Source organism: Streptomyces sp. NPDC059957, assembly GCF_042730015.1.
In the GTDB taxonomy this organism is placed as follows: Bacteria; Actinomycetota; Actinomycetes; order Streptomycetales; family Streptomycetaceae; genus Streptomyces.
Genome location: NZ_JBHWMB010000017.1, coordinates 39,247 through 52,501 on the forward strand (window position 1 = coordinate 39,247; position 13,255 = coordinate 52,501).

Annotated in this window: 15 protein-coding genes; 8 read left to right on the forward strand and 7 right to left on the reverse strand. The window is 71.7% G+C overall.

The window, feature by feature from the left end:
- Positions 1-131: 131 nt before the first annotated feature.
- Positions 132-317, reverse strand: a complete 186-nt coding sequence (locus ACFWBW_RS14020) for a DUF5999 family protein (protein ID WP_243341733.1) — start codon at positions 315-317, stop codon at positions 132-134.
- Positions 318-472: 155 nt separating this feature from the next.
- On the opposite strand from ACFWBW_RS14020, the gene ACFWBW_RS14025 reads away from it, so the two are divergent.
- Entirely contained in the window at positions 473-910 is a 438-nt protein-coding gene (locus ACFWBW_RS14025) for an SRPBCC family protein (RefSeq protein WP_385371780.1), read from the forward strand.
- 78 nt (positions 911-988) lie between these two features.
- On the opposite strand, the gene ACFWBW_RS14030 is transcribed toward ACFWBW_RS14025, so the two are convergent.
- The gene (locus ACFWBW_RS14030; protein WP_385371783.1) at positions 989-2,218 is read right to left on the reverse strand and encodes an acyl-CoA dehydrogenase family protein; all 1,230 of its coding nucleotides are present in this window, start codon (positions 2,216-2,218) and stop codon (positions 989-991) included.
- 186 nt (positions 2,219-2,404) lie between these two features.
- Here ACFWBW_RS14030 and ACFWBW_RS14035 point away from each other — a divergent pair, with 186 nt between their 5' ends.
- On the forward strand, positions 2,405-3,049 hold the full coding sequence (locus ACFWBW_RS14035) for a TetR family transcriptional regulator (protein ID WP_385371786.1): 645 nt from the start codon (positions 2,405-2,407) through the stop codon (positions 3,047-3,049).
- Between the two features lie 14 nt (positions 3,050-3,063).
- On the opposite strand, the gene def is transcribed toward ACFWBW_RS14035, so the two are convergent.
- Positions 3,064-3,627: a peptide deformylase gene (def, locus tag ACFWBW_RS14040; protein ID WP_385371789.1), complete on the reverse strand. Its 564-nt coding sequence runs from the start codon at positions 3,625-3,627 to the stop codon at positions 3,064-3,066.
- Positions 3,628-3,750: 123 nt separating this feature from the next.
- Between def and ACFWBW_RS14045 the strand changes: the two genes are divergently transcribed.
- The 6 genes from ACFWBW_RS14045 (at position 3,751) to ACFWBW_RS14070 (ending at position 9,017) form a co-directional block, all read left to right on the forward strand.
- Entirely contained in the window at positions 3,751-4,989 is a 1,239-nt protein-coding gene (locus ACFWBW_RS14045) for a MurT ligase domain-containing protein (protein ID WP_385371792.1), read from the forward strand.
- A gap of 19 nt (positions 4,990-5,008) precedes the next feature.
- Entirely contained in the window at positions 5,009-5,737 is a 729-nt protein-coding gene (locus tag ACFWBW_RS14050) for a type 1 glutamine amidotransferase (RefSeq protein WP_385371795.1), read from the forward strand.
- Between the two features lie 191 nt (positions 5,738-5,928).
- Entirely contained in the window at positions 5,929-6,957 is a 1,029-nt protein-coding gene (locus ACFWBW_RS14055; RefSeq protein WP_385371798.1) for a 6-phosphofructokinase, read from the forward strand.
- A gap of 118 nt (positions 6,958-7,075) precedes the next feature.
- Entirely contained in the window at positions 7,076-8,014 is a 939-nt protein-coding gene (locus tag ACFWBW_RS14060) for a cytochrome c oxidase assembly protein (RefSeq protein WP_385371987.1), read from the forward strand.
- Between the two features lie 32 nt (positions 8,015-8,046).
- Positions 8,047-8,205, forward strand: coding sequence for a hypothetical protein (locus tag ACFWBW_RS14065; RefSeq protein WP_385371801.1), 159 nt, complete (start codon positions 8,047-8,049; stop codon positions 8,203-8,205).
- A gap of 101 nt (positions 8,206-8,306) precedes the next feature.
- Positions 8,307-9,017, forward strand: a complete 711-nt coding sequence (locus ACFWBW_RS14070) for a lysophospholipid acyltransferase family protein (protein WP_385371804.1) — start codon at positions 8,307-8,309, stop codon at positions 9,015-9,017.
- Positions 9,018-9,058: 41 nt separating this feature from the next.
- Here ACFWBW_RS14070 and ACFWBW_RS14075 read toward each other — a convergent pair whose 3' ends face one another.
- The 4 genes from ACFWBW_RS14075 to ACFWBW_RS14090 form a co-directional block, all read right to left on the reverse strand.
- Positions 9,059-10,765, reverse strand: a complete 1,707-nt coding sequence (locus tag ACFWBW_RS14075; protein WP_385371807.1) for an alpha/beta hydrolase — start codon at positions 10,763-10,765, stop codon at positions 9,059-9,061.
- A 221-nt stretch (positions 10,766-10,986) separates the two neighbouring features.
- Positions 10,987-11,787 (reverse strand): urease accessory protein UreD, encoded by an 801-nt coding sequence (locus ACFWBW_RS14080; RefSeq protein ID WP_385371990.1) that lies wholly within the window; start codon positions 11,785-11,787, stop codon positions 10,987-10,989.
- Between the two features lie 11 nt (positions 11,788-11,798).
- The gene (gene ureG / locus ACFWBW_RS14085) at positions 11,799-12,503 is read right to left on the reverse strand and encodes an urease accessory protein UreG (RefSeq protein ID WP_385371810.1); all 705 of its coding nucleotides are present in this window, start codon (positions 12,501-12,503) and stop codon (positions 11,799-11,801) included.
- Between the two features lie 76 nt (positions 12,504-12,579).
- Positions 12,580-13,254 carry an urease accessory protein UreF gene (locus ACFWBW_RS14090; protein WP_385371813.1) on the reverse strand — a complete coding sequence of 225 codons (675 nt, stop codon included), beginning with the start codon at positions 13,252-13,254 and terminating at the stop codon, positions 12,580-12,582.
- Position 13,255 lies beyond the last annotated feature (1 nt).

Consider the following 13,255-nt stretch of genomic DNA (forward strand, 5'->3'; position numbering starts at 1 on the left):
CCGTGGCGTAACTCCGGGGCTCCCGTCAGTACGGGAGGGGTCTGCCCGACGGTGTACGCAGGTCCAGGTCTCGGGGTGCGGGCTTCGGGACGGGCTTTCGGATCAGCTGCTGGCGCATGCTGCCTCCTCGCTCAGACCAGGGCCGGGCGGCGGGGTTCCACCGTGCGGCCGTCGGGGAGCAGTTCACCTGTGTCATCGAAGACCACGGCACCGTTGCACAGCAGGTTCCAGCCCTGTTCGGGGTGGAAGGCCACGGTGCGTGCGGCGTCGTGGTCGACGCTGTCGGCGGTAGGGCAGGGGGGCTGGTGGGAGCACATGGCGCACCTCCTCGCAGAGTGGGGCGGGAAGGCCGGTGGTCACCCGGTCGAATCCGCGATCCACGGTGGCGGTGAGTATTACTGATCGCCACCCCCGGGCGGAACCCATATTCGCCGCCCAGTTCAGGGTGTGTATGCCCGATTACGATGCGCTCATGCCCGCTATCCGGATCATTCACCGCACACTTCTCGACACCGAGGAGGCGTGGAGGAGGCTGACGGACTGGGAACACCACGCCTCCGTGGTCCCGCTCACCCGGGCGATCATCGAAACGCCGCCTCCGACGCACACCGGAAGCCGTTTCACCATGCGTACGGGCGTGGGGAGCGTCACCTTCGACGACCCGATGGAAGTCACCTTCTGGCAGCCCCCGCAGGGCGGCTCCGCAGGACTGGTCCGGCTCGTCAAACACGGCCGAGTGGTGCGGGGCCGGGCGGAGATCGAGCTCCGCCCCTCACCCTCGGGCGGGTGCGAGGCCGAATGGCGCGAGGAACTGCGCGTACGGGGGCTGGGCCACCCCTTCGACCCCCTGGTCGCGGCGGCGGCGCGCCTCCTCTTCACCCGCGCCCTGAAGGCCCTCCTGCGCCCCTGAGGACGCCACCGGCACACGAAGGGGCCCGGTGCCGCCCTTGAGGACGCCACCGGACCCCTTCCCCGTCCGAGCCCCGCGCTAGCGGATCGGCATGCCCGAGAGCGTGCGGGCGATCACCAGGCGCTGGATCTCGCTCGTCCCCTCGAAGATGGTGTAGATCGCGCTGTCGCGGTGCATGCGCTCCACCGGGTACTCGCGGGTGAAGCCGTTGCCGCCGAGGATCTGGACCGCCTGCGCGGTGACCTTCTTCGCGGTCTCGCTCGCGAACAGCTTCGACATCGAGCCCTCGGCCGAGGTGAAGGGCTTGCCCGCGACCGCCATCCAGGAGGCCCGCCACACCAGCAGCCGGGCCGCGTCGATGGAGGTCCGCATGTCCGCGAGCTGGAAGGCGACGCCCTGGTTGTCGATGATCGGCCGGCCGAACTGCGTACGGGTCTTCGCGTACTCCAGCGCCACCTCGTACGCGGCGCGCGCCGTGCCGACCGCCATGGCGCCGACGGCCGGGCGGGAGGCCTCGAAGGTGGCCATGGCCGCGTTCTTCACGCGCTCCCCGCCGCCGGCCTTGGCCCGCTCACGGGCCCGCGCGAGCCGCTCGTCCAGCTTCTCCTTGCCGCCGAGCAGGCAGGAACCGGGGATCCGTACGTCCTCCAGCACCACCTCGGCGGTGTGCGAGGCGCGGATGCCGTGCTTCTTGAACTTCTGCCCCTGGGACAGGCCCGGGGTGTTCGGCGGCACGATGAAGGAGGCGTGCCCCTTGGTCCCCAGCTCCGGGTCGACGACCGCCACCACGATGTGGACGTTGGCGATGCCGCCGTTGGTCGCCCAGGTCTTGGTTCCGTTGAGCACCCACTCGTCCGTGGCCTGGTCGTACACGGCGCGGGTGCGCATCGCGCCGACGTCGGAGCCGGCGTCGGGCTCGGAGGAACAGAAGGCGGCGACCTTCACGTCGTCGGGGGTGCCGTACATCTGGGGGATCCAGGTGCCGATCTGCTCCTCGGTGCCGTTGGCGACGACGCCGATGGCGGCGAGCCCGGTACCGACGATCGACAGCGCGATGCCCGCGTCGCCCCAGAACAGCTCCTCCATGGCCATCGGGATGCCGAGGCCGGTGGGGTCGAAGAACTGCTGGGCGTAGAAGTCGAGGGAGTAGATGCCGACCTTGGCGGCCTCCTGGATGACGGGCCACGGAGTCTCTTCGCGCTCGTCCCATTCCGCGGCGGCGGGGCGGATCACGTCGGCGGCGAAGCCGTGGATCCAGTCCCGCACCTGCTTCTGGTCGTCGTTGAGCTCCATGGTGAACTCCGCCATGTCCCCTCCAGCTTTCTCTGCACAGTGGTTACCAACGGTAACCCTCACTCCGACTCCAGTCTGTTACCGGCCGGTAAGCACTGTCAAGCAGCAGCGATGACGGACCGCCGATGAGATCACCAGGGTGTGCGGGGTGTTACGTTGCGTGGGCCTGAAGGACATCGCAAGGGCGGGGAGTGACACGGCATGGAGACCACACGGCAGTCCGGCGAGCCGGGAGCGGGCGAGCGCCGGCGGCGGGAGCTGCTGGAGGCCGCCGACCGGGTCGTCCTCAGGGACGGCCCCAAAGCGTCCATGAACGCCATCGCGGCGGAGGCGGGGATCACCAAGCCCATCCTCTACCGCCACTTCGGCGACAAGGCGGGCCTCTACCAGGCCCTGGCCGTCCGGCACACCGACGCCCTGCTCGACTCGCTGCGCGCGGCACTGGACGCCCCCGCCGAACGGCGCAGCCGGGTCGAGGCCACCCTCGACACCTATCTCGCCGCGATCGAGGCCCGTCCCCAGGTCTACCGCTTCCTCATGCACCCGGCCGAGGACTCCCAGGCCCCCGAACGCGGCTTCGACGTCGGCCTGCACTCGGCCCCGCTGCTGCGGCGCCTCGGCGAGGAACTGGCCCAGGTGATCGGCGAACGCGTGGACCTGGGTCCCGGCGGCGAACGCCTGGCCCGGGTCTGGGGCCACGGCATCGTCGGCATGATGCACGCGGCGGGCGACTGGTGGCTCGGCGAACGCCCCTGCGACCGCACGGAACTCGTCAGCGCCCTCACCGACCTCCTGTGGGGCCGCCTGGCCACGGCCGGCAACCGAGCGGACGGCCCGGGCTTCTAGGGCCCGTCGGGCACTCACTCCCCCAGCGCGTGGATCCCGGCCTGCCCCCAGTCGGTCTTCCGGATCTGCCTGCGCAGCTTGCGCGCCCGCAGCCCCGTAACCCGCTCCGCGTACACCCCACCGGCCAGGTGATCGCACTCGTGCTGCAGGCACCGCGCGAAGAACCCGGTCCCCGCCACCCGCACGGCCGCCCCGTCCGAGGTGACCCCCTCCACGACGGCCTCGTCGAAGCGGACCGTGGACGCCTCCAGGCCCGGCAGGGACAAGCACCCCTCGGGACCCGCGAACTCGTCCCCGTCGGCCGACACCAGGCGCGGGTTGACGATGTGCCCGACGTGGCGGACGTCCTCGTCGTCGGGGCAGTCGTATACGAACACCCGCTGCCCGACGCCGATCTGGTTCGCGGCGAGGCCGACGCCCTGGGCGGCGTACATCGTCGCGAACATGTCCTCGATGAGCCGGTCGAGGGCCGGGCCGAACTCGGTGACCTCCGCACAAGCGGAATGGAGCACCGGGTCGCCCAGCAGGCTCATGGTGCGGACGATGCCGGAGGTACCGGGGAGGGGACGCTGTCGCATGGCGGTAAGGGTACGACGGGCGACTATATGAGGAGATCTTCGGCAGACCGGGGGCGCCGCGGTCGGGGCGCGGGCAGGTCATGGATAGGCTGGGGGCGACCGACGCAAGGAGGACAAGGGACGATGGCAGGCAACACAGAGCCGCTTTCGCCGCGGGCCAAGCTGGCCGTGACGGCGGGCAAGGCCGCAGCGGCGGTGTCGCGGGCCGCGGGACGCGGAAGCGGATCGGTGATCGGAGGCAAGGTCGCGCTCAAGCTCGACCCCGATCTCCTCGGCGCGCTGGCACAGCATCTCGACGTCGTCCTCGTCTCGGCGACGAACGGCAAGACCACGACGACCCGGCTCATCGCGGAGGCCCTGCGGGCCAGCGGCCCGGTCGTCTCGAACGCGCTGGGCGCCAACATGCCCGCGGGCATCACCTCCGCCCTGGCGGGCGGCTCGGACGCCCGCTACGGCGTCATCGAGGTGGACGAGAAGTACCTGGCCGGAGTGGCCCGGGACGTCACCCCCAAGGTGATCGCCCTGCTGAACCTCTCCCGCGACCAGCTGGACCGCGCCGCCGAGACCCGCATGCTCGCGGAGAAGTGGCGCGAGGGCCTCTCGGGTTCCAAGGCGGTCGTCGTCGCGAACTGCGACGACCCGCTGATCGTGTGGGCCGCCTCCTCCTCCTCGAACGTGGTGTGGGTCGCCGCCGGCCAGGAGTGGAAGGACGACGCCTGGTCGTGCCCCTCCTGCGGTGGCGTCATGCAGCGTCCGGGCGACGACTGGTTCTGCGGCGAGTGCGGTTTCCGGCGTCCCACCCCGAGCTGGGTGCTCTCCGGTGACCACGTGCTCGACCCGCACGGCAGCGCCTGGCCGATCAGCCTCCAGCTCCCGGGCCGCGCCAACAAGGCGAACGCCGCCACCTCGGCCGCGGTCGCGGCCGTCTTCGGCGTCCCGCCGCAGGTGGCGCTGGAGCGGATGTACCAGGTGCAGGCCGTCGCCGGACGCTACGACGTGGTGAGCTTCCAGGGCCGCGAACTGCGCCTGCTGCTCGCGAAGAACCCGGCCGGCTGGCTGGAGACCTTCTCCCTGATCGACCCGCCGCCGACCCCGGTGATCCTGTCGGTGAACGCACGCGGCGCGGACGGCACCGACACCTCCTGGCTGTGGGACGTGGACTACCCGCGCCTGGCCGGCCACCCGATCTTCGTGATCGGCGACCGCAAGCTGGACCTCGCGGTCCGCCTGGAAGTCGCGGGCCTGGACTTCCGCGTGTGCGAGACCCTCGACGAGGCCGTGCAGCTGGCGCCGCCCGGGCAGATCGAGCTGATCGCCAACTACACCGCCTTCCAGGACGTGCGCCGCCGCGTCGGCAACTAGTACCCATAAGGACAAGAGCATGAGCGACAACAGCCTGCGTCTGGTGTGGGTCTACCCCGACCTTCTCAGCACGTACGGAGACCAGGGCAACGCCCTGGTCGTCGAGCGCCGGGCCCGCCGGCGCGGCCTGGACGTACAGCGCGTGGACGTGCGCAGCGACCAGCCGATCCCGACCTCGGGCGACATCTACCTGATCGGCGGCGGCGAGGACCGGCCGCAGCGGCTGGCCGCGGAGCGTCTGGTGCGCGACGGCGGCTTGGAGCGCGCCGTCGCGAACGGGGCGATCGTCTTCTCCGTCTGCGCCGGCTACCAGATCCTGGGCCAGGAGTTCGTCAACGACGTCGGCGAGCGCCAGCAGGGCCTCGGCCTGCTGGACGTGGTGACCGTGCGCGGCGAGGGCGAGCGCTGCGTCGGCGACGTGCTGGGGGACATCGACCCGCGGCTCGGGCTGCCGCAGCTGACCGGCTTCGAGAACCACCAGGGCGTCACGCACCTCGGCCCGACGGCCAGGCCGTTCGCGCGGGTCACGATGGGCCGGGGCAACGGCACCGGTGACGGCACCGAAGGCGCGTACAACGACACGGTGTTCGGCACGTACATGCACGGTCCCGTGATGGCGCGCAACCCGCAGATCGCGGACCTGCTGCTGAAGCTGGCCCTCGACGTGAACGCGCTGCCGCCCATCGACGACCGCTGGTACGAGGCGCTGCGCGCCGAGCGCATCGCGGCGGCCACGCAGCCCGCGTAGCCCTCGCGGCACCCGTTGTTCGGCCCGGATTCCCCTGGTGGGATCCGGGCCGACGTGTTTTCGTACGACTGATCTGACCAGCATGTGGAGGATGGTTCAGTCCACCCTCGATCCGCTTGTAGGGTGCTGGGTAGTTCCAACCGGACGACGTGGTCCGGTCGTCGGCCCACGTTGCAAAGGTCCTCCCTGCCATGCGCATAGGTGTGCTCACTTCCGGAGGCGACTGCCCCGGGCTCAACGCCGTCATCCGCTCCGTCGTGCACCGCGCCGTCGTCGACCACGGGGACGAGGTCATCGGTTTCCACGACGGCTGGCGCGGCCTCCTGGAGTGCGACTACCGCAAGCTCGACCTGGACGCCGTCAGCGGCATCCTGGCCCGTGGCGGAACGATTCTGGGCTCCTCCCGGGTCCAGCCCGCCCATCTGCGCGACGGCGTGGAGCGGGCCCGCGGCCACGTCGCCGATCTCGGCCTGGACGCCATCATCCCGATCGGCGGCGAAGGCACGCTGAAGGCCGCGAACCTGCTCTCGCAGGGCGGCCTGCCGATCGTGGGCGTCCCCAAGACGATCGACAACGACATCGCCTCCACCGACGTCACCTTCGGCTTCGACACCGCCGTCGGGGTCGCCACCGAGGCGCTGGACCGGCTGAAGACCACCGCGGAGTCCCACCAGCGCGTGATGGTCGTGGAGGTCATGGGCCGCCACACCGGCTGGATCGCCCTGCACTCGGGCATGGCGGCCGGCGCGCACGCGATCGTCGTGCCGGAGCGCCCCTTCGACATCGAGGAGCTGACGGCGATCGTCGGCGAACGCTTCGAGCAGGGCAAGCGCTTCGCGATCGTCGTGGTCGCCGAGGGCGCCAAGCCCGCCGAGGGCAGCTCGATGGCCCTGGAGGAGGGCGGCACCGACATGTACGGCCACGAGCGGTTCGCCGGCATCGGCAACCGCCTCGCCGTCGAACTGGAGGACCGCCTCGGCAAGGAGGCCCGGCCGGTCATCCTGGGCCACGTCCAGCGCGGCGGCACCCCGACCGCCTATGACCGCGTCCTCGCGACCCGCTTCGGCTGGCACGCGGTGGAAGCGGCCCACCGGGGCGAGTTCGGGATGCTCACGGCGCTGCGCGGCACGGACATCGTCATGGTCCCCCTCGACGAGGCCGTGCAGACCCTGAAGACGGTCCCGGCCGAGCGCTACGCCGAGGCGCAGAACGTTTTGTGATCTTTTCCCTCTCCTGACCACCGCCCCCGGACGATTTCCCGTCCGGGGGCGGCATTACTGTGGTGGGGCACCACGGGTCAAGGGAGTGAAGAGATTGAGTTACCTCGCGCACGACGGCATGGACATGCACGACATGGACCTGCCGCCCTTCATCCTCGGGCGCGGGCTGGAGTTCTCCTTCGACGCCTTCTTCCTCATCGGCTCGCTCCTCGGCCTCGCGCTGTACGGGTGGGGCGTGCTGCGGCTGCGCCGGCGCGGGGACTCCTGGCCGGTCGGGCGGACCGTCGCCTTCACCATCGGCGTGCTGAGCGTGGCCCTGGTGATGTGCACCAAGCTGAACGACTACGGCATGGTCATGTTCAGCGTGCACATGGTCCAGCACATGGTGATCAGCATGCTCAGCCCGATCCTGCTGCTGCTGGGCGCGCCCGTGACGCTGGCGCTGCGCGCGCTGGCGCCGGCCGCCCGCGGTCACAAGGGGCCGCGCGAGCTGCTGCTGATGCTCCTGCACAGCCGGTACATGAAGGTGATCACCCATCCGGTGTTCACCATCCCGATGTTCATCGCCAGCCTCTACGGCCTGTACTTCACCCCGCTCTTCGACTTCCTGATGGGGTCCAAGACCGGCCACATCGCGATGATGGTGCACTTCCTCGCCGTCGGCCTCGTCTTCTTCTGGCCGATCATGGGCGTGGACCCGGGCCCGCACCGCCCCGGCTACGTGATGCGGATGCTGGAGCTGTTCGCCGGAATGCCCTTCCACGCCTTCTTCGGCATCGCGCTGATGATGGGCAGCGAGCCGATGATCAAGACGTACGCGAACCCGCCCGCCTCCCTCGGCATCGACCCGCTGCTCGACCAGCAGTGGGGCGGCGGCATCGCCTGGGCCTTCAGCGAGATCCCCTCGGTGCTGGTGCTGATCGCGCTGGTCTACCAGTGGTACCACTCGGAACAGCGGGCCGCGAAGCGCTCCGACCGCTCCGAGGACCGCAACGGGGACCAGGAGCTGGCGGCCTACAACTCGTATCTCGCCTCACTCCAAGCGCGTGGCCAGTAGCGCGGGACGGCCTTGAGGCGCCACCATGGGGCATGACCGGATCCGTGAAGGCGATGGCAGTGATGACCTTCGCCTCTCTGGTGGCGATCGCCACGTATTCCGTGGCCCTCGGAAGCAACGGCTGGCTGTGGTTCGGCTGGGTGGTGCTGGGGCTGCTGACCGCGGGAATGGCTGCCTCGGGCAGTGCCTGAGCATGAACCTGAGTAGGTACCCGAGTAGCCGCACCCTCCACCCTCCTGGTGAGCGCTCCGTAGGATGTCCGTGACCAAGGGACGTCGACGGGAGCCGCCTGGTGTTCTACCACTTGCTCAAGCACGTGATCCTGGGGCCGCTGCTGCGGCTCCTGTTCCGGCCCCGCATCGAAGGACTGGAGAACATCCCTGAGGACGGGGCCGCGATCGTCGCGGGCAACCACCTGTCCTTCTCCGACCACTTCCTGATGCCCGCGATCCTCAAGCGGCGCATCACCTTCCTCGCCAAGGCCGAGTACTTCACCGGACCGGGCGTGAAGGGACGGCTCACCGCCGCCTTCTTCCGCAGCGCCGGCCAGATCCCGGTCGACCGCTCCGGCAAGGACGCCGGTCAGGCCGCGCTCCGCGAGGGGCTCGGGGTGCTGTCCAAGGGCGAACTGCTCGGCATCTACCCTGAGGGCACCCGCTCGCACGACGGGCGGCTCTACAAGGGCAAGGTGGGCGTAGCCGCGATGGCGCTGGGCGCCGCGGTGCCCGTCGTCCCGTGCGCGATGGTCGGGACCTTCGAGATCCAGCCGCCCGGGCAGAAGATCCCCAAGATCCGCCGGGTCACGATCCGCTTCGGCCGGCCGCTGGACTTCTCCCGGTACGCGGGGATGGAGGGCGAGCGGGCCGTGCTGCGGGCCATCACCGACGAGATCATGTACGAGGTCCTCGCGCTGTCCGGCCAGGAGTACGTGGACCGGTACGCCGCCGAGGTCAAGGCGGAGGAGGAGCAGGCACGGAAGAAGGCCCGGCGCAGGACGCGCTGAGCCTCTCCCGTGCGCTGCGGGGGCGTTCCCGCCCGGTCCGGCTAGCGGATGGCCGGGAGTTCGTCGATCGCCCGCTGGTCGGCGGCCGGGGCCGGGGCGATCAGCTTTGCGGCGACGGGGGCCGGGGCCACCGGGGTGGCGTGCGGGTCGCACGTCACGTTTCCGGCGTCCACCTTGCCGGTGAGCAGGTAGGTGTCCACCCGGGTGTTGATGCAGGGGTTCACCAGGTTGGTGACACCGTGCGAGCCGGCACCCTTCTCGGTGATCAGCCGGGAGCCGGCGAGCCGCTGGTTCAGCGAGACCCCGCCCTTGTACGGCGTGGCCGCGTCCCGTTCGGCCTGGACGATCAGCACGGGCGGCAGCCCGCGGTGGGCGCCGACCCCGACCTCGATCGCGTGGTGCTGCTTGGACTTCCAGGTGGCGCAGGGCAGGTTCATCCACGCGTTGGCCCAGGTCATGAAGGGGTACTGGACGTGCAGCCTGGTGTTGTCCCGGTCCCACTTGGACCAGCTGGTGGGCCACTTGGCGTCGGCGCACTCGACGGCGGTGTAGACCGCGTTGCCGTTCTCCGCCGAGGCGTTGCCCTGGATGTCGCTCATGTCGGGGGCGATGGCGTCGATCAGCGCCTGCTCGTCACCGGCGGCGTACGCGGCCCAGGTCTGGGCGACGGGCACCCAGGAGGAGTCGTAGTACGGGGCGCTCTGGAAGAAGCCGATGAGCTCCGCCGGGCCGACGATCCCGCCGAGCGGGTTCGCCTTGGCCTTGGCGCGCAGCTCCAGCCACTTGGCCTCGACCGCGGCGCGGGTGGTGCCGAGGTGGAAGGAGGCGTCGTTCTTGGCGACCCAGTCCTCCCAGTCGTTCCAGCGCGTCTGGAAGGCGACGTCCTGGCCGAGGTTGGCCTCGTACCAGATGTTGTCGCGGGACGGGTCGACCACGCTGTCCGCGATCATGCGGCGCACGTGCGTCGGGAACAGGGTCGCGTAGACCCCGGCGATGTAGGTGCCGTAGGAGACGCCGAGGAAGTTCAGCTTCTTCTCGCCGAGGGCGGCACGGATGACGTCCAGGTCGCGCGCGACGTTCGGCGTGGTCATGAACGGCAGCATCTCGCCGCTGCGTTCCTTGCAGCCGTCCGCGTACTCCTCGGCGAGCTTGCGCTGGGCGTCCTTGTCGGCCTTGCCGTCCGGCACCGGGTCGGCCTTGGGGGCCTTGACGTACTCCTGCGGGTCGATGCAGGAGATCGGCGCGGAGTGGCCGACGCCGCGGGGGTCGAAGCCCACAAAGTCGTACGCTTTGGCGGTGTTGACCCACAGCGGGCTCTTGGTGGTGATGCGGCGGGGGAAGCGCATGCCGGAGCCGCCGGGGCCGCCGGGGTTGTAGACGAGCGCGCCCTGGCGCTCTTCCTTGGTGCCGGTGCTGACCGCGCGGTCGACGGCGAGCTCGATCGTCTTTCCGAAGGGCTTGCTGTAGTCGAGCGGGACCTTCACGAAGCCGCACTGGATGGGCGCCGCGAAGCCCCAGTCGGGCGGGCAGTCCTTCCAGTCGATCCCGGCGCGGGCCGCGCGGGCGGCCGCGATCTGGGTGCCGAACGCCTCGGCGATCGGGTTGTCGCGGCCGGAGGGGCCGGAGGGGCCGGAGGGGCCCGACGAGAACGTCGAGGTGGCCGAAGCCGACGGGGCGAGCAGCAGGCTCGCCGCCAGTGCGCCGGTGACCAGAGTGGCGGCGCTCCCCAGCACCGCGTTGCGTATCACGTGATTGTTCCCCCTGCGTCATCTGCCGCCGTGGGCGGCGTAGTTCGTGCCGGAGTGGACGTGCGTCGGCATGTGCAGGGGATACTCCCGCCTGACCGGGAGCGGGCGACAGAGCACGGGGTCGTTCTTTGCCAACCCGATATCCGGAAATGGGTGTACCGCTGAGCGGTGCCGGGTTCGTCCCGGGTCCGGTGCCCGTCCGCTGTGGCCGCCGCCCGAGGTCACCAGCCGTAGGCGGCGCAGGCGGAGTCGAGCAGTTCGCGGAGCCGCAGTGCGTCCGGGGCCAGGGCCGTGACCAGGACGGCCGGACCGGCCAGCGGGGTGAGCGCCGCGAACTCCCCCAGCATCCGGGCCTGCGGCGGGGCCTTCGCGAACTCCGGGTTCACCACCAGTAGTTGTCCCAGCGCCCGGTGGCCCGCGAGCCCCGCCGGGCCGTCCCAGCCACCAGGTGCGCCGGGTCCGCAGGCCAGCTCCTGGTCCAGCAGCGAGCGCCCGTCCCGGATCACGGTGAGCCGGGCGCGCAGCAGGCCCGGAGCCTCCCCGGTGCGGCCGAGCACCTGTTCCTCGCGCAGCAGGAGCCGGGCGGTGGGGGCGAGTTCGGCGCGAGTGCGGACCCGCAGGTCGCTGCCGCGCACCGAGACGAGGGGCTCCGGCAGCCAGCGCACCGCCGCCCCGTCCCCGAGCCGGAGGCGTACGTCGTACCGCGCGGGTTCCCCGTGCCGGCCGGGCAGGGCCAGGGTGGCCGCCGCCGAGCGGAGCAGCAGCCGGGCGCCCGGTCCGGCGGTGGCCTCGATCGTCAGGTGGTCGCCGCCCAGGGGGGCGCTCATGGCGCCGACCAACATGACGCCCGCCTCGCCGGGCCCGCCCCGCGTGCGGCGCAGGGCGAGCGGTCCTTCTCCGGCCAGCAGCGGCAGGGCGGTGGAGCCCCGCCCGTCGGCGGCGGCGCCGATCCGGGCGGTGGCGCGCAGGCCGGCCGGCGGGCAGGCGGGCGCGCCCGTCGCCGCGGGGAGGGCTTCGGGGATCGCCGTAGGGCTCACCGGGCGGTCCAGGCGGCGATCCGCTCGCGCACCCAGGCGGCCACCGGGGCCACGCCCTCCTCGCCGCGCAGGGACTGGAAGGCGACGGGCAGTTCGCCGCGCTGTGCGGCGGCGTCGCGGGCCATCCGGCCCAGGTCCGAGCCGACGTGGGGGGCGAGGTCGGTCTTGTTGACGACGAGCAGGTCGGCGGTGGTGACGCCGGGGCCGCCCTTGCGCGGGATGTCGTCGCCGCCGGCTACGTCGATGACGAAGATCTGGGCGTCGACGAGGCCCCGGGAGAAGGTGGCGGTGAGGTTGTCCCCGCCGGACTCGACGAGGATCAGGTCGAGCCGTCCGTGCCCGTGGAAGGCCTCCTCCAGCTCCTCCACGGCTTCCAGGTTGGCGGAGATGTCGTCGCGGATGGCGGTGTGGGGGCAGGCGCCGGTCTCAACGGCGCTGATCCGCTCGGGCGGCAGGACGGCTTCGCGGAGCAGGAACTCGGCGTCCTCGCGGGTGTAGATGTCGTTGGTGACCACGGCCATGGACAGCTCCGCGCGCAGGGCCCGGCAGAGGGCGGCGACGGTGGCGGTCTTCCCGGAGCCGACGGGCCCGCCGAGGCCGATGCGCAGGGCCCGGCGGGTCCCGTCCGCCCGCAGCGGCTCGGCGCTGTGGGTGTGGCGGTGCGGGAAGGTCACACCGCCGAGGGAGGGGTCGAGGTGCATGGGGGTCTCCTTGAGCTGAAGCAGGGGGTGCGGGGCGTGCGGGGCGTGCGGGGCACGGTGCGGGGTGCAGGGTGGATCAGGAGGCGAACAGGCGTACCGGCCAGTCGGCATGGGCCTGCGCCGCGATGTCCAGCAGCGGCGAGGAGGCCGCGGGCAGGGTGTGCGTACCGTCGGTGCGGGCCCGCAGCGCGGCCCGCTCCGCGCTCCGGGACACGGAGTCCAGCTCGGGGGCGAGCCCGGCCAGGACCCGGCTCGCCTCGAAGGGGTCCAGGCCGAGCAGCCGCACGGTGGCGGTGGCCGGCCCGCTCGCGCTCTCGTACGCCGCCACGTGCGCGGCGTCCAGCGGCCCGAGCCCCGCCGACCGGGCCGTGACGCCGAGGACCACGGGCTGGTGCGCCCCGCGCGGGAACGCGGCGGCCAGCGCGTCCAGTTCCGCGCCGGGCCAGGTGGTGCGGGCGGCCCGCATCAGCTGGCGGCCGAGCCGCCGGGCGGAGGCGCGCAGCGCGGGCGACGGGGTCCGGGCGTCGGCGGCTTCGTCGAGGGCCGCCGGGTCGATCCCGAGGGCGGCCGCCGCGGCGAGGCCGGCCGCGACGAGCCCGGCGGTGTGCAGCCGGCCCCGGCAGAACTCCGCCAGGGTGTCGGCGTCGTGGATCCGTCCCGCCTTGCAGGCTGCCTCGGCGCCGCCGGAGTGGGCGTGCCCTCCGGCGGGGAAGCGGCCGTCGGCCAGGACGAGGAGGGTGGCGAGGCTCATC